Genomic DNA, 18,938 nt, shown 5'->3' on the forward strand with positions numbered 1-18,938 from the left:
CCGCTACGAGAAACGCGCCTACATCTACCTCGGCACCGTCACGCTCGCAGCACTCGTCATCTGGCTCAGAACATGATCCGAGAAACAGTGCCTAGTGCTGTGACCGGCAACGCTCACCGGGTTGCTCATCGTGTAATTGGAAGTGACGACGTCCCTACAAGCAGTGAGGGGAAAGGAACCAGCGGTGAGGGCTGGCTGAGCAAGAGGGGCAGAAGGTTCAGCAACTGGTGCGCGGGGACAGCAACAAGGCCGGTAATCGCGCGACTGGTCCAGACGGACGAGGGCACCGTCCGCGACGTGGTCCGCCGCTTCAACGAGATCGGGCTCGCATGCCTCAACACTCGGTGGGGTGGGAGACCGTCCCCGTCTGCTGAGCAGTGACACCGTCTTGTGACAGACCCCGGGTCCGTGACACGGGCCGGTTCGGAAGTTGCTCAGGTTGACGGCGTCAGAGATCTTTCAATCCGGAAATTGTCAACCATGTCCCGGCGTCGAATCGTTCGGTAGGCAGTTGGGCTGCCATGTAGCGGACAGCGATGTCCAGCTTAGTGCGCCAAGCGCGGACCGCGGCGTCACCGTCCCGGTTCACCAGGGCGTGAAAGATCGCGCGATCGCCCCGCTCGATTCGCTCGGGGATGGCGCCGTAGTCAAGCTTCAGCACGGAAATGAACATGCGCAACTGCATGGTCAGCCGCACGAAGAACAACGACGAGTTCCCCATCCCGGCGGCGTGGGCGATCTCGTCCTGAAAGCGCAGGTCGGCTTCCCCGACATCGGCCTCGCAGCGGTTTCGTGCGGCCCGCTGGACCGTGAGCATGACTTCCGCGACAGGTCGCAGCGCCACTGCGTCCAACGACGCCAGTCTGCGCAGGAGCACCCCGCCGAGCGCCGCTCGGGCAGCGTAGACCTCCATCACGCGCTCTGAGGTCACGGTAGAGATGGTAGCCCCGCGATTCGGACTGATCTCCACAAGGCCGTCCTCGGCGAGGAGACGCAGGGCATCGCGAACCGGCGCTCGCGAGACTCCGAGCCTCCTGGCCAGGGGCGCTTCCCGGATCCGATCGCCGGGCGTGAACTGGCCTGTCGAAATCTGTTCACGCAACGCGTGGACAATTCCGTTCACCAGCGGGGAACCGTCTCGCCGCGCATAAGACAGGCCCGAGGGAGAGCCGATGAAGCGCTCGTCGCCTGAGTCATAAATCAAAGTGTCCACATGCTTGCGGTACGGAAGCCAGAGGACAGGTACTTCTGGAGCGCGGGTCCACGAGCGGAGAACTTCGCGGAACTCGAAGGTGAGCGCAGCACCCCCCAGCAGGCCGGCGGCCTGTTGCGTCCAGTGGTCCGACGCGACGGAGTGCACGTGGTACCGGGGTTGCTCACGCGACCAGCGTGCCGTACCCGCTTCCTGCTGGAGCCGAGCGTCGTTGAGGACAACATGCACCTCGGTCCCGGCAGGGAGCCCCCGATCGAGCTCGGTGAGGAACCGACGAACGAGGTCGATGTCGTTGTCGGCGCGGGACTCTTCACAGGGAGCGAGAGCAACGGCAGCGGCCAAAGCGAGCGCAGTCTCGGGCCCAGTGCCGTGCTCGACGGGAACCGCGCGCCCGAGGGCGATGGCGACGGCCTGGACCTCAGGTGTCAGAAGCGCTCCGACCGCCGTCTTCCGGCGCCCCGGAAACCACTCAGTCACGCTCGTTGGAGGCCGCAGAGAACGAACGATCCTGCTAGCACTGGACTGGCTAACACCAACGGCCGTGGCCAATGAACGCGACGTCCAGCGTTGTGCACGTTCCGGCGGTTCTTCCAGGAGCTGCCGCAGAACCGCATCGCGAGATCCACAACCTGTTGCCGTGGGCGGCCGGCCTGCGCGCGGCAAATCCCGCAGACCTTCCAAACCGGCAGACCGGTACCGCGACCTCCACCTCTTCACGGCCATCGGGGAGATGCCGAGGTTATCGGCCACAGCGTCGGCCCCGGGTTCCTCGGCGCACGCGAGCACGATCCTGGCGCGAAGAGCGACCGCCTGCGTCGAGCGGCCGCTCCGCGCCACGGTTTGCAGTCTGTCGCGCTCCGAAGCGGTCAGAGTCAGTTTGCGGGTCTTCACGACCGCAAGGTACAGAATTTTTGACTCAGAATCCAAACTCGGCGACGTCAGCACACAGAGCGGTTGCCAACACGGTGTGTGGTTCGCATGCTCATCGCCTCACATCTCTCCGACGTATGAGACGAGAAGCAGCCATGACCGCACCAGCGTCCGCGCTCGATGAAGCGCCCGTCCGCGCGATACACAAGCGCACCGTCGCCGTCGCAATGGGTGGCCCGTTCTGCGACGGCTACCTGCTCGGAATCATCGCCCTTGCGCTGCCACAAATCACCTCGCAACTAGAGCTGAGCGGAACCGAAACCGGACTGGTTGCCGCTTCGGCGCTACTGGGCGTGTTCGTCGGTGGCCTGCTTTTCGGGCCGCTGACGGACCGGGTCGGGCGCAGGGTGATGTTCGTGCTCAACCTGGTCGTGTTCGTGGTGGCATCGGTCGCACAGATCTGGGTCGATGAGGGCTGGCAGTTGATCGGCCTGCGTCTCGTACTCGGTATTGCCATCGGCGCCGACTATCCAATCGCCTCGGCGCTGACCGCGGAACTGGTCCCGCGGAAGTTGCGCGGTCCCGCGCTTTCGGGCTTGGTCCTGGGATGGTGGGTCGGCTATGCCGCGGCCTATGTCATCGGATGGGCGCTGCGTGACGGCGGCTCGGAGGCCTGGCGCTGGATGCTGGTGAGCGCTGCCGTTCCAGCAGCTGTCTTTCTCCTCCTGCGCACCGGTTTGCCCGAGTCGCCGTTCTGGCTGGCCTCGAAGGGAAGGATCGACGAGGCGCAAAAGATCTTCGTGAAGTACTTCGGCCGGGAAGCCAGCGCCGAAGAGGTGGCCGCCCAGATAGACAGCAAGTACATAAAGCGAGGAACGGGCCTCGGTAATCTGATCGCTATTTTCCGGCGCGGATACGGCATTCAGCTTCTCTTCTGCTCAGTCTTCTGGATCTGCCAGGTCGCACCTGCCTACTCGCTGCGTACTTTTCAGCCGCAAATGCTGAATGAGCTGGGAATCGGGGATACGTACTCGGCCTCGACATTCATCACCATCCTCGCGGTCGTCGGCGTTGTGGCAGGCATGGCCCTCATCAATCGCGTCGGGCGCCGCGGCCTGCTGGTAAGCGCATTCATCTGTGGAACGTTTGCGCTGACGGCCGTGGCGCTGGTGCCGCACAGTTTTGCGCTCGTGATCGTGGCGTTGTTCGTTCTCTACCAGTGCTCGGAGGCCGCGGGCAGCGGTCTGCAGTTCGTGTATCCCTCCGAACTGTTCCCCACGGACCTGCGCGCCACCGGCTCCGGCTTCGCGACGGCAATGAGCCGTCTTGGCGCTACGGCCAGCACGTTCGTGCTGCCCATGACCACTGAAGCACTCGGCATGACCGCGACACTGCTGCTCGGAGCCGGAATCACGGCGGTGGGCCTGGTGGTGACCGTCTGGCTTGCCCCAGAAACGAAGTCGTTGTCCCTGGCCGAGGCGAGCCTGCGCTCGGGCCCCCAGATTCGCCGTTGACCACTGCAGACCTTATTCGCGAAAGGATCGGTTCACATGAACCACACAGAGCGCATTCGTTCTGTCGAGATCTTCCACATCGCAAACCCTTCACTGCGTCCGACGATCGTACGCATTAGGACGGATGCGGGAACGGTGGGGCTCGGGGACTGCGGGGTCTCCTACGGAGCCGGGGCGCAGACAATGCCACACCTGCTCGCCGAGCTGGCCCGCGACTTCGTCGTCGGTCGGTCATTGGCTGATCGGCATCGGATTCTCACGGACCTGACGTACGGCACCTTCTGGGCCAAACGTGCCGGCGCACTGATGAGCGGTGCGATCAGCGCCCTCGATCAGGCTCTCCAAGACGCAACCGCACGCAGCCTCGGTGTGCCGCTCTACGAGTTGCTGGGCGGCAAGGTGCGCGACACGGTTCCCGTGTACGCCAACGGCTGGTATTTCGGTCACGCCGACGACGACGCGCAGATGAAGGCGGCGTGCCGCGCCGTGGATGATGGGCACGAGGCACTCAAGCTCTACCCGATGGCCTGGCAGGACGAGAAGCAGCGGTTGCGGCACCCGGGCCCGGATGCCTTCGACCAGACGCTGCTGCGCAGATCCGTCGAGCGCGTCCGACGTCTGCGCCAGGCGGTCGGTGCGGACACCCGGATCATGGCCGATCTCAGCGGCTCCTTGCCGCGCGACGTCACTCCCACAGTGCTGCATGAGCTCGCCGGCCTCGACGTCGAGTTCGTCGAGGAACCGTTCAACCCGGCCGACGACGGCAGTCTGGACTGGATCGGTCGTGGCTCACCGGTGCTGTTGGCCGCCGGCGAACGGTACTACGGTCTCCAGCCATTTGACCGCGCTCTCTCCAGCGGCGCGATACACATCCTTCAGCCGGACATCTGTCTGGTCGGGGGGCACGGAGTCTTCCAGTCCGTCGCTGCCCTCGCGCTCTCGCACTCCGTACGCATCTCCCCCCACAACTGCGCGTCAGGGATCGCCACGGCACACACACTCCAAGCCGCCGCGACTGTGGCCAATCTGCATTCGGTCGAAACCTTCCCCTACCTGCACACTGTCCCCGGCTACCACGAGATCCTCACGGAACCGCTGGAGCGCCACATCCGCGCCGGACAACTGGTGATTCCAGACGGCTCCGGCATCGGAGTTGATCTTGACGACGCGATTGTGTCCAGGTTCCTTGCGGACACGGTCGAGGCATCACAAGCGTGATCAAACTGCGCTACGCGAACAAGCACCTGACTGGTATGTTCCCGTACCTGCCGCAGCGCACGGGCTGATGACCGGGACGATGTCCTCGATGTGGGTGAGCTGGTTGCCCATCGCCTGCGACTTGTGGAACTCCACCCGCTCCGGAGTCTCCTGCGGGTGGAAGAACGGCGTGTCCATCGGGCCCGGAGCCACAGTGTTCACCGAGATGCCGCGGTCCGCGAACTCCTTGGCCGCCGCCCGGGTGAAGTGCTCCAGAGGTGCCTTGCCACCCGCGTAGGTGGAGTAGCCGTCGGTGAAGGCGGCCAGCAGCGACGTGCCCAGGCTGATGATCTTGCCGTGGTCGTTCAGCCGGCGTCCGGCCTCCTGGATGAAGAAGTACGCCGCCTTGGCATTGATGCCGAACATGCGGTCGTACTCTTCCTCGGTGGTCTCCAGGATCGGCTTGCGCAGCACCATCCCAGTGGTGTTCACCGCGATGTCGGCGCCGCCGTAGGTGTCCACCGCCGTGTCGAAGAGCCGCCGTACGTCGGCGACCTTCGTCAGGTCCCCCTGGACGGAAGCGGCCTGCCCTCCGGACTCCTGGATCGCCTTCACCGTCTGCTCTGCGTCGCTCTCGGAGCTGTGGTAATGCACGACCACCTTTGCCCCGGCCTCCGCGAACGTCCTACTGACCAGCCCGCCCAGGTTCTTCTCGCCACCGCCGACGACGGCGACCCTGTCCCGCAACGTGTTCTCAGTCATGCTCCGCACTCCCTCACATCCTTGCTGGTGACCGACTTGATCACCTACAAAGAACGAGCCTAGGTGGACATTTCGGGCATCGGGTAACACAAGTTTCGGGTCACTCCACAAACATCATGGATACCCCCAGTCAGCGGACTGGCCAGCGCCGGAGGTCGGCTGACTGAGCCTTGTCCGAGGGTGCGGGGTAGGTGAGTGTGCACATCGGCCAGGGGAAGCGGCAAGCCATAACGATCTCGTACGGCACCTCTAGCGCATCCAGATCCTGGCCGATCTCGGCCGCGGTGGCTTTCCACTCGCCGCAGCCGCTCTCACGCCACATCGCGCGCCCATCCTGGTTGAGCGCCGGCCCGGCACACCGGCCACCTGTGGCCCGCCCGCGCCGCCTGCCTGGAGACCTCCCTCGGCGTGGTCCTGGCCGCCCCCTGCTGGGGCGTCGCCTGAACTGGCGCCCGGGGGCGCGGTTCTCCCCGCCGCCGGTCGAGTACCACGCCTGGGCCGAAGTGCCCGGCTACGGCCCCCTCGGCGAGTACACCGAAGCGGGCTGGCACCACCCACACCGCACTGACCATCTGACCGGCTCCGCCGGGCGCCGTGTCCTTCACCCGCCCGGAACAGTTGACCGAATGTGCGTACCCGTACCCCTTGAAGGCGTGAGCTGATGTCCGCCGTCGCCCTGGCCACCGAGACCGTCCCCGAGCGCCACTACACCCACCACGAAGGCCGCGGCGCCACCCCACACCGCTCGAACCCGGCCGCCATCCACCGCGAACTGTCTACGCCGGGCGTCGAGGTGGGCATGAACGTCGTGGAGTTCTGCACCCGCTCCGGCTACTCCGCCGGCCTGCTCGCCGAGCCCGTCGGCCCCACGGGCCAGGTGACCAGCCTCGACATCGACACCTACCTGACCCGCTGGGATAGTTGACGGGCTGCTCGGGGCTGCGGGGAGTCAGTCCTGGACCGGCGTGCCCGGACTGATGTCGTACGCCTTCTGCACGAGGGCGGGGCGGCTGCCGTCGTTGAGCTGCCGGTCCCACAGGGCGTCAACCTGTTGGCGGGCCTGCGGCTCCATCTCTTCGGGCAGCAGGTTGCGGTAGCGCCGTTCCTCACCGAGCAGGACCCGTACCGTGCGCTCGTAGACCGGTTCGGGGTCGTACTGCTCGTGTGGGAAGGCCAGTTCAGCGTAGTCGTAGAGGCGGTCGGCGGGGTCGTCGCGCCATTCCTTCCACGTCTCGAACATCGTGTCGTTGAAGCCGGTGAGGAAGGGCCCGGGGTTGATCGTGGCGACCGTGACGCCGAACTCGGCCAGCTCCTGGTCCAGCGCGTCGGCGAACGCCTCCACCGCGTGCTTCGATCCGGCGTAGGCACCGGTGAACGGGTCGACCGTGAGTCCGGCGACCGAGGACATGAAGACGATGCGCCCACTGCGGCGGGCGGCCATCTGACGGGCGATGCCCTGGGTGAGCAGGACGGGCCCGAAGACATTGACCTCGAACTGGCGGCGTAGCCGTTCCTCGGTGATGTCGGCGGTGGCGCCGCCTTCGGAGACGCCTGCGTTGTTGAGGAGGACCTCGACGTCCCAGGTCCAGGCGTTCTCGCGGTCGCCGGGGTCGGTGACGTCGAGTTTCTCGACTCGCAGTTCGACGCCCCGCTCCCTCGCCTCGGCACGGACCGCGGTTACCTGCGCGATGATCTCCACGCCCGCAATCACCTGGTGCCCGGCCGCCGCGAGCCGCAGCGCGACCTCCTTGCCGAAGCCGCTGCCCGCTCCAGTGATGAGAATCGGTCCCGCCATGGTGGTTGAGCCTTCCTCTGCTGGTGTCCGGCCTGTTCCAGACACCGATCCTCGGACGCCCCTGCCCCCGCCGCCGTATCCGCGGTTCGCTTGTCTACAAGGCTGCGGCTGCGGCCTCTGCCACGGTGGTGTCCTGTTCCCGCGAGCCGCCACTGACCCCGACCGCGCCCACCACTTCCCCGTCGACTCTGAGCGGCACTCCGCCCGCGAAGACCAGCACCCGGCCCAGCCCGGACAGGGCCATGCCCCAGAACTGCCCGCCGGGCTCGGAGTCCCGGGTCAGATCGCCGGTGGCCGACCGGAACAGAACGCTGGTGTGCGCCTTGTCGATGGAATGCTCGATGCTGCCGAGCTGGGCTCCGTCCATCCGCACGTGAGCGACCAGACTGCCGCCCGCGTCCGCGACGGCGATGTTGCTGGGAGAGCCGATACGGTCCGCCTCGGCGATGCCCGCGTCGATGATCCGGCGGGCATCGCTGAGACCCACAGTGTGTGTGCTGCGCATAAAAGAGACGGTAGATCCTCAAACGTCAGGACGCCTTTCAGCGCAACCACCCCGTTCTCCTCGGCACTCGAACAGATCCGTAGGGCACCGGCAATTCCTTGTCTGGCACAACACCGTCTCCGTGGACGAAGCTGCCTCCGAGCCTGGTTCGCGCGTTACGCCCAGACAGGTGACTCAGCGCTGCGCGTCGCCGGGCGCGAGCAGGCTGGTCAGCTCCGAGATCGCCTCGGGGGACGGCTTGAGGTAGCGGCGGACGTTTTCCGGCTTCTTGTGCCGGGACTTCGCCATCAGCATCAGCAGGGAAGCGCCATGTTCTCCGAGGTAGGTGAGGGCGCACGTGTCCCGAATGGGGGCACACCGCGAAGGAGAACCGGCCCACACAGGAGAAGTTCCACTGCGTCGACTGCGGCCACCAGGCTCATGCCGACGTCGTCGGGCACTCAACGTTCTACGGGCCGGGCTGGGCCATCGCAACGCCAACACGGCATAGCGAGAAGCCCCGTCTTTCAAAGGGGGGAGGAGTCACGTAAAGGAGTTCCTTCACAGGAACGGCTGGGGGAACTCCGGGTCGTGGGTCATTCGGGTCTCATGGGATCCGGTATGTACCGCCAGAATGCGGGTACGGCGAGGGCGAGGACCGCGACGGCGACGACCACGAGCAATCCCCCGCCGAACGTGGCCGAGCGTGCGCCCGCCACCTCGCCCACGGTGCCGTGCAGGAGGTCGGCGAGGCGCGGGCCGCCCGCGACGACGACGGTGAAGACGCCCTGCATCCGGCCGCGCATCTCGTCCGTGGCCTCGGACTGGAGGATGACACCGCGGAACACCATCGAGATCATGTCGGCGGCTCCCGCGAGCGCGAGCATGAGGGCCGCGAGCCACAGCGAGTGCGCGAGGCCGAGACCCGCGACGGCGAGGCCCCACCCGGCAATCGAGAGAACGACCATCATGCCGTGCCTGCGGATGTGAGAGTAGAGCCCCGAAAAGATGCCGCAGAGCAGTGCGCCGACGGGTAGCGCTGCGTAGAGCATGCCGAGCGCGGCGTCGCCTCCGAAGTAGGAGTGCGCCATCTCGGGAAAGAGGGCGCGGGGCATCCCGAGCACCATCGCGGCGATGTCGGCGAGGAAGGAGACGAGGAGGAGCTTGCGCGGCCATAGGTAGCGGAAGCCGTCGAAGATGTCCGTGAGCGTGGTGCGGCGCGCGGTGACCTTGAGCGGCGGCAGCGGCGGCAGCTTCCACACCGCCCGCAGCGTGATGACGAGCGCGAGCGTGTCGATGAGGTAGAGCGTCGAGATGCCGAGCAGGGGGGCGAGTGACCCTGCGAGCAGCGGGCCGAGGATCTGGCCGAACTGCGCGACGGTGGTGGTGAGCGCGGTCGCGGCGGGGAGTTGCGCCTTGGGGACGAGGCGGGCAACAGAGGCGGTGCGGGTCGGGGAGTTGATGCCGAAGAGGGCCTGCTGGAAGGCGAGCAGGACGAAGAGCACCGTGACGGACTGCATCCCGAGCGCGGCCTGCACCCAGAAGAGGAGCGAGGTGACGGCGATGCCGGCGTTGCTGAAAAGCAGCAGCGTGCGGCGGTCACGCAGGTCGGCGATGGCGCCGCCCCACAGTGCGAAGACGATGAGCGGCACGAGTGCCACGGCTCCGGCGACGCCGACGAGGGCGGAGGATCCCGTGTCGTCGTAGATCTGGAGCGGGACGGCGACTGCGGTGAGCTGGCTGCCGATCGCGGTGACGACAGTGGAGGACCACAGGCGGCGGAAGGGCTTGATCCGCAGCGGCGTGGTGTCGACGGTGAAGCGTCTGCGGCGCTGGGCGGGGTCGGGGGGTGCGGACTCGGGGCCCTCAGTCTTCGCGGTGGGCTGGTGAGCACTGTCGGCCACCGGAGACTCCGATTCCCGGCAGGCAACGGTCCTCGTATATCGACGCGCCGCCCCCTGCCGTGTCGTGCTGGGCAGAAAGGTGTGACGCGTTGATTGACGTTAACGCCTACGGTTGCGGGTCCCGGCGTGGGGGATGCCTTCGGGTATCCGTCAAGCTGCAAGAAGCCGCACACTTTGAACCTACCCGGGAGGGGGAAACGGGTCAATCTGCGGTGATGTCGGGACGGACACAGGGAGGGGGCCCTGAGAAGCGGGCACTCTTGTAGGTGCACATCTACAGCGGTACTGCCCACAGGGGTGCACGGCCCAGTACCGGCGAGGTGGTTCCGTACCGGCAGGACTGCCCCCCGAGCCCGGGCCCCGATCCTCACAGAAACAGGCAGCCGGAATTCACCAACCGCGAGGCGCCGTTTTGTGTCAGCGCGGGACACGCAGCTGTGGCCTGGACAGGCCGGAAGGAACATCCGTCGGAGGAAGCGAGCCCTGGCCGTCGTGACGGTCTCGACCAGCTCGCGTCACCAAGACTACGAGGAGACTCGCAGCGAGCGTGAGAGCCGAGATGGCCAGGACTGAGGCCGGCAGGGCCCCGGTTCCGCGCTCGGCGATGACAGCCCCCAGTCCGACCGGCGCCAAGGCCATACCGACCATGGAGACAGCAACGACATAGGCGAACCGATTGCCGTGCGCAAACCCGGTATTCACCATCCAGGTGAGACCGTTGGGGAAGATAGGCCCGATAAAAAATCCAACAAACAGATAGGCCCACGCGGTCGTGGAACTGTGCAGGGCGACGGCGCCCGAACCCGTCATGCCGATACAGCTTACGACGACGAGGGTGGCCAGGCTCATCCGCCTGCTCAGGGCTGCTGCCACGAAGCGACCGAGCACCATGGCCAACCAAAAGCCAGACGTAGCCAACGCCGCGCCGGACGACGTATATCCCCTGTCCAGGAGGACCGTGGGTTCCCAGTTTCCAATGCCGGACTGAACCCCGAAATGCGTCACATAGAGAGCAAGGAAACCGAACGTCACCGCCACGCCGATCGCTCGGTGCCGTGAGATGCCGTGCTTGTCATCCCGGGCATGGGGGGCCAGTTCATGCGGTGTAGGCGAAGGCGCCAGTCCTTTGACAGTGGTCGCCGCCACCAGGGCCATAAGGGCAATGACCGCGAAAAGAATACGATACTGGGCGACTCCAACGGCCGCGATCAGGGCGGGAGCGGCCGCTGTGCCCACGCCGAAGCAGGCGTGAGCAATATTGACCATGGCCGGTCCCCTGCTTCCTGTACCGACGATCAGCAGTTGTGTGATCAGCACATCGCACCCGCCGAGTCCGAGTCCGGTGATGACTGCACCGAGCAGGGTCAGCGACCATGTGGGCGCACAAGCAACGACTGTCGCGCCCACGCCAACCAGGACGACCGAAACGCCGACCGCGGCTCTGTTGCCACGGCGGCGCAACAGGGGCTGGCTGCAGAGAACACCGACGACGGCGCCGATCGCCTGCATGGCGAGCCCAGCCCCAGCGGCTGTGTCGTTGACGCCTTGCTGTTCCTTGAATGCGGGAATCGACGGGCCGTACGCCGCCGTCAGCGCGCCGATCGCCGTCATTGTGATGAGGCATCCCACGAGGGCGGGGCGCTTGAACAGCAACGTTGCCGCCACCAGAGACCTCCAAAGAGCTGCCCTAACCGCGGCGAGGTTACACTAAAGGGCAACCCAATTTTGACCGGGCAAGGCTGACCTGCAACTCAAGGACGCGGGTCTGACAGAGGATGTGGGCCATGAGGCAAGACACCGAGGCTCAGCGGCGCTCGGCTCTGGTGGGCCGGCTGATCAGCATCCTGCAGGGGAACATTCAGACTGGCAGATGGCCTGTGGGCTCGAAACTGCCCACGGAGACAGAACTGTCTGCCGAGTACGGAGTCAGCCGGATCACCTTTCGGCAGGCAGTCCAAGCGCTGGTACACGTCGACGTACTGGAGACGATCCAAGGTAGCGGCACCTTCGTGCGCGCCACCACCGAGCTGGATGCCGTGCTGCGCAGGTACTTGGGAGGTGAGGACCTCACCACCGTCCTGGAAGTCCGACTTGCCATCGAAAGTGAGGCTACCGCGCTGGCAGCCGGCCGAGCCGGCGCCAGTGACGTCGCTGTGCTGGAAGAAATCGTCGCGACGTCACGCGAGGCCCTCGCTCGCCAGGATGTCGAAGGGCTGACGATGTTGTCCACACGCTTCCACCGGGCGATCGTGGCAGCGGCGGGCAATACCATCCTCATGCACTTCTACGAGGCTATCCACGATGGCGCAGAGCGGTCTGTCCGGGAGACGACCGCGCCCGAAGAGTTCGGTTCCTTCGTCGACGAGCACGAAGCGATCCTCGAAGCGGTCCGCGAGCGCGACAGCGAGCGCGCCCAGCGGCTGGCACGGGCGCATCTTGCTCCCCTGGTAGCCGAGAGCCAGCGGAATGACGCCGACATTCCAGGTGTGAGCAGGTGATGTGCTGTCGGCACCAGAAGCCCGCCGACTACCGACCTCGCGAGCTCTACCTGCGCGCGGCCAGCAGTGGAAGGCTCATGGGGTGGGCTATCCGGCAGGTGGCCTGAAAGGCAGAAAGTGGCTCTGCCCATCAAGGATGTTCTCCAATCGCCGCGAAGTGGCCTCCGCGGTTCATCTCCGCCCAGGGCACGATGTGGTCGAGTTCCTCGGACGAGGCCTGTAGCGGCAGGGTGATGTCGTGGGGGAGACGGCAAAGCCGGTGGGGACACGTGACACTTCCACCTCACTCCAGGTGCGGGCCGACTCCTTGTAAAGGCAGGCGGAGGAGTCGGCTTGCCGGCCAGTCAGCAGAGCGTGACGTTGCTCAGCATGTGGCCGCAGTCGACGGCGCTTTCTGGGAGCCCGCGCCACGCGACGGCGCTATGCTCCCGACGACCACGCGTTCCTCAGCCGCATGTTCGCCTCCGCTCGCGCGAAGCACAAGGCCAGTGCCATGCGGGAGAAGTGCGCCGACGGTTCACCTCCGCTCGCGCGGAGAGCACGACGCCGCAACGCGCTTGGTCCGCCTATGTCAGGGACGCGAAAGCGGACGGTGCCACCTGGGCGGCGGAGGCCGGCGCCCGGTACTGGCCGCGTGCCGAGGCGGAGTTCTGGGCCCGGTTCCGTCTCCTGGACCGCACCGGTGAGCCCGGGCGGCGTCCTCCTGGATGCCGAGCGCGTCGAGCAGGGGCTGGACGTTCACGCAGCCACAGCCTGCGGATCGCGCCAGGTGGGAGGGTTCGCGCCGGTGAGCCGGCGGATCATGACATGGGTCATCGCCCAGTAGACGCGGGACGCGGAGGAAGCCGGACAGTGCTCGTAGTCGCGGACCAGGCGCCGGTGCAGTATCAGGATCCCGTAGGTTTGCTCGACCCTCCACCGCTTGGGCTGCGGGACGAACCCCGTCTCCTGCGGATTGCGTTCGACAGTCTCGACGTCGATGCCCAGGAGGGCGCCGTGGGCGGCGACCCGGCTCTTGAAGCCCTGGTCGACAAGAGCCTTGCGAACGGTGCCCCCGGCGTTCTCGGCGACCTGGTCGAGCAGGGCGATGCCCGCGGCGTTGTCGTGTGTGCTCGCGGCGACGACAATGACGGCGATGACCAGGCCGAGCACGTCCACGGCCAGTCCCCGCTTGCGGCCCGGAACCCGTTTCCCGGCGTCCCGGCAGGTCGTGGAGACAGGGACCCCGACAGCCACACGGACACTCTGGGTGTCCAGAACCACCAGGGTCGGGTCCTCTAATCGGCGGGCACGCTCACGGACCTGGCAGCGCAGGAGTTCATGAATGACCTGTCAGTCCCGTCGCCCCGCCAAGCAGCGAAGTAGTAGTACGTCGCACTCTTCGGCGGCAGATCGTCCGGGAGGTAGGCCCACTGGCAGCCGGTCCGGCCCTGATAGAGGATTGCGTTCACGATCTCCCGCATCGCATAGGCGCCCTGGTGGCCGCTGACCGAGCGGTGCCGGTTCTTCCAGGCCGTGATCACTGGCTCGATCAACGACCACTGCTCATCCGATAAGTCGCTCGGGTACGGCTTGCGTTCACTCACCCCGCCACCCCAACAAACCACCGGGTGCGGAGCAGCGGATTCCGCCCGCACCCACTCCATCAGGCGACGACAGACGCGCTCAAAGAGTCACGAACCGCCCTCTCAGAGATGATGCGTCGGCAGGCACGGGCTTCCCAGGATCACAGAGCGTAGAGAACTCCATGATCGCGGACGTTCGTGCCTGTTCTGCGTCGGGCTCCGCTCAACCTGGCCACCCGCCAGAAACCGGACCTCACTCGACTACGCCGAAGCCCCGGGTGAGGGACCGGTGTTGTCGGGGTTGGTGGCGATGAAACGCGCACCGTTGTTGATCAGCCGGATGGCCTTCGTCAGGGCCTCGAACGAGTAAGTCCGCGTCTCGCCCAGAATCACGAAATCGGGCTCGGAATCGGTCAGCACGTACCCCGCTTCGTGCATGGCGGTGGTCAGCCCGGCCTCCCCGATCACATAGGCGGTCCCACCGGGGTGCTGGTTGTCCAGGCATGTCGCGGTGGCCAGGGCCGACGTCCAGATGTTTTCGACCGGTACCTCAAGACCGATTCGATTGAGGCGTACGTGCAGGTCACGGGCCGTGTAGATCGAGTTGTTCGTCAGGACCAGGAACGGCTTGCCCGAATCACGGAGCTTCTTGATGAAGGCATCGGCGCCGGGGACCGGCACGCCCTCGTGCATCAGTACCCCGTCCATGTCGGTGAGCCACGATTCGATGGGCTTCTGATCTGTCATGGATGCGGCTCCTGCCGGACGAGAACTCACTGGGTGGCCATGCAAATTCACTGATCGCTTCCAGGCGCGGAATGTCTCGCAGCCCGGACGGGAACCAGGCTGCGGACGCCCAACCAGATCGCGGGCCAGCCGTTTTGAACTCGATGCCAGGGACGGTGCGTTGCGGTCATGGAGGGCTCGCTCCGGCCGACGGCCGGTCGGCGGGGCCGGCGGCCCCGGGGCGCGGGCCCGACGCCCCGGGGGGTAACGAATTGCCGTGCACCGAAATCTTCATTTCTCGGTGAGGGGGCGCACCAGGGATGGAGAATCTCCTCATGAGTCCCTCATACACACGCGTGCCCGCGCACAGGGCGATCGACCGCTTTGCCGAGGCGTGGGATGCCTTGGTAGTGGCGCCGCCCGGGCAGCAGTACGCCGCCGTGCTCGTGCTGCTCACAGGGGAGGGGGAGTCGCAGCCTTCCACGCGCACCCCCCTGAATTCCTCACTGCTGCACTCGCTGCGGGCGCGACTCGTGGCGGACGACACCGCGTTGGCGCCGCACGCGCTGATCGAACCGAGGCCGGCGTACGGTGCGGGGCCGGCGACTCTGCTCTATGACGACATCACCGAGGACCTCGACAGAACGATGCCTGCGGGCACCGGCAAGCTGAAGTTTCCTTCCTACTGGCTGCTGCGCGACATCGTCACCAATGAGGAGCTGGCCGAGAGGGGTACCTCGCGGGCCAGGGAGGTGCGCCGGGCGGCGTACGCCGAACATCTGCGGCGCACCAGCTGGGCGAGGCAGCACGAACAACCGCGTGAGCCGACGCCGGGGTGGCTGCAGCCGGTCAAGTTCGTGGTCGAGCTGTGGACGGACTGGCTGGCCGAGCCCTGGTTCGGGTACCGCACTGGCCGTCGTATGCTCCGGGCCCGCAACCGGAACTGGTACGCGACCTGGGCCTGGCAGCTGCGCGGTTCCCCGGTGAGGAACTTCTTCGCCTCGGTGCAGGATCTCGCTCCGGGCGGCAGGAACGCGGACTCGGCGATGGTCGATCAGGCGCTGTTGCGGGCGCTGCTCTCCGATCTGGACGACGCTTTTCGGAACCGGGTGCTGTCGCCCTGGCGCCGTCGCCGCGTCACTCGTTTCGTCCTGCTCGTCGAGGGCGCGGAGCCGGTGGATCACCAAGCGCCCGATGCTCTGCCGGGCGGCCCGGACGGGGCCCCGCTGCAACGCTTCCTGACCGAGTATCTGGTCGCCGCGGAGGAACTGCGCAGCAGGTCGACCCTGGTGGTCGGTTGCGCCCAGCCGGAGTTCGCGGCGGAGCTGGAGGCGGCACCGCAGGCCGACTTCGAGGCCGCGGAGGGGGCGCTCCGGTCAGGTATGCGGGCCCAGCGCGGTCCGGTGGCCCTGACGGTGCCGGTCCGCCCCGAGGCCGAGGTGGCGGAGTGGACCGCTAGGGGCCAACGGAAGATCACGCCCAGGTTCTTCCGGTGGGGGCCGGTCCCGGGCCTTGCGTTGCGTTGCGTGATGGTGACGGCGGTAGGTGCGACGCTGATCGGCGGGTGGCACTTCACGGGGTTTTCTCCTTTCAGTGCGTGTCCTTCCGGTCAGTTCGAAAGCCGGGATCGCTCCACGTGTCTTGGGGTGAGTGACGGAACCCGGGAATTCAAAGGAATGCCTGAAAACTTCAAGTATCTTTTTGAAAAGGTCGCGACTACCAACAAGGAAGCCGGGAAGTCGAAGGGGAAGAATGCGGCAGAGGTTCGCACCATCGTCTATTTCGGCCCGATGACCGCCAACGCTGCGGGTGATTCAGGACTGGGAGGTTCGCTGCCTGAGCTGAGTGGAGTGGCCTATTCCCAGCATAAGCACAACGAAGATGTGAAAAGGAATGGAAAGGGCGTACAGCTGAAGGTGCTGCTGGCCAACACCGGGCCGTTGTTCGAGGAGGCGAAGGCGGCAGCCAAGGAAGTCGTCAAAATGGCCGATGAGAAAAATATCGTGGGCGTGATCGGATTTGGGCAGAGTCGTTCGGAGACGTACGATGCCATGAAAATAATCGGAGAAAAAGGCATTCCGATGGTCGGCACCTCGGCGACCGCGGACAGCATGCTAGATCCGACCAAGGGATCCAAGCTCTACTACCAGTTGGCACCTACTAATTCCCGGCAAGCCGGCATCCTGAAAGCGTTTCTCGAGAACGAGCCACTCTTCCCGCAGGGCGAGTCCGAGAAAACAGAGACGGCCGACAAGGCGCTCGTCGTGAGCGACAAGGACGACGAATACAGCAAGAATCTCGCCGATGACTTCACTAAGGAATTCGGAAAGGGGAAAGTAATTTCCGAGAACTACACGCCGTCAAAGGATGACAGTCCGGCAACTCTTGCGAGTAACGTGTGCCAGGAGATCAAGGGCAAGAATATCCCGATCGTCTGGACCGCCCGCGCCAACGAGTTGGACTCATTTTATACCCAGTACCAGAAAACGGGTTGTGACGGAAAGCTGACCGTACTGGGAGGGGATGACGTTACCAACTTGTCCCCCGAGAGCACGCAACGGAAAGGCCTCTCCCTCTATCACGTCACGCTCACGCGGGCCGGAAGTAACGGCACCAACAGGGCGAAGGAGTTCGTCAAGGGTTACGATGAATTCTTCAACGATTGGGAGGATGCAGGGAAGAATCCTCAGGGCAGTCACTCCGCGCTTGGTTTCGATGCCGTGGATCTCCTCTCGGAAGCCGTCAACAGGGCGCGCAGCAAAAGCTATGGTGACTTCCGCATGGATGCGGTGTCCGTGTCGTTGTCCAGTAACTTCACCACGGGCTATCAGGCGGTCACGGGGTTTATCGCCTTCGAAGAAGAGTGGCGAGTCCCTAAAAATAAGGCCATCTATATCGTTCGGTACCCCAATTCATCCCTGTCCGGCAGCAACGCCAAGGGTGCGAAGGATCCTTCCGTGGTCCTGAAATGCGGGAATTTTGGCAGTGAGGAGCACGGGATGAAATGGGGGCCTGAGGAGAATCCCCAAAAGTACGAATGCCCGGTGGACAATCGTGACCATGGCTGAGACCTTCTCGCAGCTTCTGTGGGGTCGGGTGGCTCGGAGGGGCCGCGCCCCTCACCCGGGGCTTCGGCGGTCCGGGTGCTCGCCGACATACTGCCGGAACTCCTCAACGCCGTGCTCCGCGTCGACTGCCACCCGGACATCGACGACCCGGCAAGCCACTGATACGCGCCCGGAGCGCTCGACGGACTGCAGGAGATGCACCGCAAGGTGCGGTTGGAGCTCAGCGTTCAAGACTGATTCGACGACGACGCGCTGCGGACTACCTGATCAGCTTGACGTGTCCGTGCTGCCCTATCGCTCGGTACCCATCGGATGGCTGGAGGCGTGTCACAAACATCGGAACCACCGTCCTCACCCCGTCCTGCGGGTTCTACGCACAGCAACGCCCGTGCCTCACCTACGGACACGGGCGGCAGGGTGTGGACACCGCGTCGCTGCGGAGGGTGCTGCTTCCCGCCTACGAGGAGCGCTCTACCGGGCACGCCGACCCGGTGGAGCGGCAGGCCGAACGCCGCCGGATCGGCGAGGCGCACGAAGCGGTTTATGAGGACCTGCTGTGACGGCCGGCCTGGGGCCCACGCCGCAGCCCGCGGGCTCACCGCTGCGCATCGCCCTGATCGCTTCCGCCCGGCATTCGATCGCCGATCCGTCCGCCGGCGGTCTCGAAGCGCACACCTGGACACTGTCCACGGCTTTGCGCGCCCACGGCCACGAGGTCACCGTCTTCACCGTCCCCGGATCCGACCCGGCGCTGGGTGTGGTCGAGGTGCCTCTACGTTCACCTCGGATCAGCGAGGAAGCTCTCCGGGACCCGAGCATGGTGGCCCCGCCACCGTGGTGCGCAACGGCATCGACACCCATCGCTGGCACCCCGGCCCCGGCGGGGAAGACATGGTCTGGTCGGGACGCATCGTTCGGGAGAAGGATGCACATCTGGTGATCGAAGCCGCCCAGCTGAGCGGCCGGGGCTGCGGATCGCGGGGCCGATGGGTGACGGCGAGTACTTCGAGGCGTATATCCGCCCCCGGTTGAACCGCACCATCACCTACGTCGGCCACATTCATCAGCCAGACCTGTGCGAGCTGGTCGGCTCCTCGGCGGCTGCTGTCGTTGCCCCCTGCTGGGACGAACCCGGCCCGGCGCGGTTTCGCCTTCAGCTTCCCCGGCGCCCTCCCTCGGCCGGATCCACCAGTCATGGCCCGTTCGGCAACCGTCGGCCACACCCGTACGCTGCCAGTGGCGGGCAGCGTACCCGCGCCACACCTGCTCGCCGAGATCCGACGGCTCGGTGACCGGGACGTGAACCCCGCATCCGGAGGGCGCCCGGTGACGGGCATACCGG

13 protein-coding genes and 6 pseudogenes are annotated in these 18,938 nt (G+C 65.8%); 10 read left to right on the plus strand and 9 right to left on the minus strand.

Annotation, left to right across the window (positions count from 1 at the left end):
- Window positions 1-191: 191 nt before the first annotated feature.
- A pseudogene (locus AB0C75_RS35510) lies at window positions 192-360 on the plus strand (helix-turn-helix domain-containing protein); the annotation flags it as partial.
- An 88-nt stretch (window positions 361-448) separates the two neighbouring features.
- On the opposite strand, the gene AB0C75_RS35515 reads toward AB0C75_RS35510, so the two are convergent.
- Window positions 449-2,104, minus strand: a complete 1,656-nt coding sequence (locus AB0C75_RS35515; RefSeq protein WP_362896614.1) for a GntR family transcriptional regulator — start codon at window positions 2,102-2,104, stop codon at window positions 449-451.
- Between the two features lie 134 nt (window positions 2,105-2,238).
- Here AB0C75_RS35515 and AB0C75_RS35520 point away from each other — a divergent pair, with 134 nt between their 5' ends.
- Together AB0C75_RS35520 and AB0C75_RS35525 are read left to right on the plus strand one after the other, a co-directional pair.
- Window positions 2,239-3,597 (plus strand): MFS transporter, encoded by a 1,359-nt coding sequence (locus tag AB0C75_RS35520; protein WP_362896616.1) that lies wholly within the window; start codon window positions 2,239-2,241, stop codon window positions 3,595-3,597.
- Between the two features lie 36 nt (window positions 3,598-3,633).
- On the plus strand, window positions 3,634-4,815 hold the full coding sequence (locus AB0C75_RS35525; RefSeq protein ID WP_362896618.1) for a mandelate racemase/muconate lactonizing enzyme family protein: 1,182 nt from the start codon (window positions 3,634-3,636) through the stop codon (window positions 4,813-4,815).
- Here the strand turns inward: AB0C75_RS35525 and AB0C75_RS35530 are convergent, their stop codons facing one another.
- Complete coding sequence (locus AB0C75_RS35530; protein WP_362896619.1) at window positions 4,816-5,556, minus strand: SDR family oxidoreductase; 741 nt, start codon at window positions 5,554-5,556, stop codon at window positions 4,816-4,818.
- Between the two features lie 661 nt (window positions 5,557-6,217).
- Between AB0C75_RS35530 and AB0C75_RS35535 the strand changes: the two genes are divergently transcribed.
- Window positions 6,218-6,481, plus strand: a complete 264-nt coding sequence (locus AB0C75_RS35535) for a hypothetical protein (RefSeq protein ID WP_362896621.1) — start codon at window positions 6,218-6,220, stop codon at window positions 6,479-6,481.
- 24 nt (window positions 6,482-6,505) lie between these two features.
- Here the strand turns inward: AB0C75_RS35535 and AB0C75_RS35540 are convergent, their stop codons facing one another.
- The 3 genes and pseudogenes from AB0C75_RS35540 to AB0C75_RS35550 all read right to left on the minus strand — a co-directional run.
- Window positions 6,506-7,351 carry an SDR family oxidoreductase gene (locus AB0C75_RS35540; protein WP_362896623.1) on the minus strand — a complete coding sequence of 282 codons (846 nt, stop codon included), beginning with the start codon at window positions 7,349-7,351 and terminating at the stop codon, window positions 6,506-6,508.
- 94 nt (window positions 7,352-7,445) lie between these two features.
- Window positions 7,446-7,856: a heme-binding protein gene (locus tag AB0C75_RS35545; protein WP_352242037.1), complete on the minus strand. Its 411-nt coding sequence runs from the start codon at window positions 7,854-7,856 to the stop codon at window positions 7,446-7,448.
- A gap of 174 nt (window positions 7,857-8,030) precedes the next feature.
- Window positions 8,031-8,186 (minus strand): annotated as a pseudogene (locus AB0C75_RS35550) (site-specific integrase); the annotation flags it as partial.
- Window positions 8,187-8,236: 50 nt separating this feature from the next.
- Here AB0C75_RS35550 and AB0C75_RS35555 point away from each other — a divergent pair.
- Window positions 8,237-8,386 (plus strand): annotated as a pseudogene (locus tag AB0C75_RS35555) (hypothetical protein); the annotation flags it as partial.
- Between the two features lie 45 nt (window positions 8,387-8,431).
- Here the strand turns inward: AB0C75_RS35555 and AB0C75_RS35560 are convergent.
- A complete protein-coding gene (locus AB0C75_RS35560; protein WP_362896625.1) occupies window positions 8,432-9,739 on the minus strand; it encodes an MFS transporter in 1,308 nt (435 codons plus the stop codon).
- 417 nt (window positions 9,740-10,156) lie between these two features.
- Window positions 10,157-11,404: an MFS transporter gene (locus AB0C75_RS35565; RefSeq protein WP_362896627.1), complete on the minus strand. Its 1,248-nt coding sequence runs from the start codon at window positions 11,402-11,404 to the stop codon at window positions 10,157-10,159.
- A 119-nt stretch (window positions 11,405-11,523) separates the two neighbouring features.
- On the opposite strand from AB0C75_RS35565, the gene AB0C75_RS35570 reads away from it, so the two are divergent.
- Window positions 11,524-12,237: an FCD domain-containing protein gene (locus tag AB0C75_RS35570; protein WP_362896629.1), complete on the plus strand. Its 714-nt coding sequence runs from the start codon at window positions 11,524-11,526 to the stop codon at window positions 12,235-12,237.
- Window positions 12,238-12,975: 738 nt separating this feature from the next.
- Here AB0C75_RS35570 and AB0C75_RS35575 read toward each other — a convergent pair.
- Both AB0C75_RS35575 and AB0C75_RS35580 read right to left on the minus strand, forming a co-directional pair.
- Window positions 12,976-13,823, minus strand: a pseudogene (locus AB0C75_RS35575) (IS5 family transposase).
- Window positions 13,824-14,078: 255 nt separating this feature from the next.
- A pseudogene (locus AB0C75_RS35580) lies at window positions 14,079-14,549 on the minus strand (TIGR01457 family HAD-type hydrolase); the annotation flags it as partial.
- 314 nt (window positions 14,550-14,863) lie between these two features.
- Here AB0C75_RS35580 and AB0C75_RS35585 point away from each other — a divergent pair.
- From AB0C75_RS35585 to AB0C75_RS35600, 4 genes and pseudogenes are all read left to right on the plus strand, one after another.
- Entirely contained in the window at window positions 14,864-17,596 is a 2,733-nt protein-coding gene (locus tag AB0C75_RS35585; RefSeq protein ID WP_362896631.1) for an ABC transporter substrate-binding protein, read from the plus strand.
- Between the two features lie 419 nt (window positions 17,597-18,015).
- Window positions 18,016-18,156 (plus strand): hypothetical protein, encoded by a 141-nt coding sequence (locus tag AB0C75_RS35590; protein ID WP_362896633.1) that lies wholly within the window; start codon window positions 18,016-18,018, stop codon window positions 18,154-18,156.
- Window positions 18,153-18,536, plus strand: coding sequence for a glycosyltransferase (locus AB0C75_RS35595; protein ID WP_362896635.1), 384 nt, complete (start codon window positions 18,153-18,155; stop codon window positions 18,534-18,536). The genes AB0C75_RS35590 and AB0C75_RS35595 overlap by 4 nt, the downstream gene beginning before the upstream one ends.
- Before the next feature lie 188 nt (window positions 18,537-18,724).
- Window positions 18,725-18,844: pseudogene (locus tag AB0C75_RS35600) on the plus strand (endonuclease/exonuclease/phosphatase family protein); the annotation flags it as partial.
- Window positions 18,845-18,938 lie beyond the last annotated feature (94 nt).

The sequence above is a fragment of the Streptomyces sp. NPDC048565 genome, assembly GCF_040650935.1.
Lineage (GTDB): Bacteria > Actinomycetota > Actinomycetes > Streptomycetales > Streptomycetaceae > Streptomyces.